At 54.2% G+C, this 1440-nt stretch carries 1 protein-coding gene; it reads left to right on the top strand.

Annotation, left to right across the window (positions count from 1 at the left end):
* The first annotated feature begins 70 nt into the window (after positions 1-70).
* Positions 71-1260 (top strand): IS3 family transposase gene (locus tag J3481_RS14315; RefSeq protein WP_328702005.1). Its coding sequence is split into 2 segments (ribosomal slippage): positions 71-317 and positions 317-1260, totalling 1191 coding nucleotides; the frame shifts between segments, so codons are not numbered across the junction.
* Positions 1261-1440: the final 180 nt, after the last annotated feature.

Here is a 1440-nt window from a genome sequence, read left to right as displayed (position 1 = left end):
TGGTGTTAGGTTAAAACAGTGGACACGGCGAATCGAGAATGTAAGAATAAGTCGATTCGAGGTGAGCCACGTGACACAAAAGTACGACAACGACTTTAAACTCCATGCTGTTCAACTCGCTTTGGAAGGCCACAAGCCAGCAAGTGAAATCGCACGCGATCTCGGGATATCTGTGAAGAGTTTGTACGGGTGGATCGCGAAGTATCGCGAAGATCCCGAAACCCCGTTCGTCGGAAGCGGAAACCTGAGACCGGAAGCGAAAGCGATGCGCGATCTGGAGCGGGAAAATCGCCAATTGCGAGAGGAGAATGAGATCCTAAAAAAAGCCATGCGCATCTTCACCAACGACCGGAAGTAGTGTATGCCTGGATCCACAAGCACCGCTCCGAATTTCCGGTTCAGAAGATGTGCAAAGTCCTCGGTGTATCTCGGAGCGGCTACTACGCATGGCGCGGACGGCCCGAAAGTCTTCGCGCCAAGCGCAGGAAGCGACGGATCCGTCGCATTCATGAGCTGTTCCTGCAATCTCGTCGACTGTACGGGAGTCCAAAGATCACAGCGCTCCTACGTCGGGACGGGGAACGGATTGCACAAAAGACGGTCGCACGTCTCATGCGAGAGCACGGGCTTCGGAGTCGTACCGTACGCAAGTACAAAGCGACAACGGATTCGAAGCATCGTCATCCCGTGCATGAGAACGTCCTCAATCAGCGTTTTGTGGCAGAACGGCCAGGGCAGGTCTATATGGCAGATATCACGTACATCCCCACGGATGAAGGATGGGTGTATCTTGCCAGCGTTGAGGATCTATACAGCCGTAAGATTGTAGGTTGGAGCGCAGGTGCGAGGATGTCTAAAGAGTTGTGCATCCGCGCGTTGGAGCAAGCACACAAACACAGGCAGCAACGCGACGGCGTTGTCCTGCACCATTCGGATCGTGGGAGCCAGTATGCGTCGCAAGCGTATCAGGACCGACTCAAAGCCTATGGGATGACGGCAAGCATGAGTCGAAAAGGAAATTGCTATGACAATGCTTGTATGGAATCGTTCCACAGTGTGCTCAAGCGAGAACTCGTGTACCTCGAGAGATTTCGGACGCAGGCTGAGGCGATCCGACGAATCTTCGAGTACATCGAAATCTGGTACAACCGACAACGGATCCACGGTGCAGTTGGGTATCGGACGCCCGATGAGGTCGAGCGCCAATACTTCGAGGCGAAGTTGAAAGGTGTCGGTGCAGATGGCCAAGTGAGTGCTTGACGTGGAGAGGCGGGCATGATAGCCTGGCCGGTCTTCCAAGGGCGAGCGTGGCTCGGCTGCGGTCAAACGTGACATCATGCCCGCGGAGGCTCCATGTCAAGTACGGCCCAGGCAGCGCATCGGGCAGGAAATCTTGTATATTCTCGATTTTGATGTGTCCATTGTATTGACTCAATACCA

The sequence above is a fragment of the Alicyclobacillus fructus genome (assembly GCF_017329605.1).
Lineage (GTDB): Bacteria > Bacillota > Bacilli > Alicyclobacillales > Alicyclobacillaceae > Alicyclobacillus > Alicyclobacillus fructus.
This window is presented reverse-complemented; position numbering and strand designations above follow the sequence as displayed.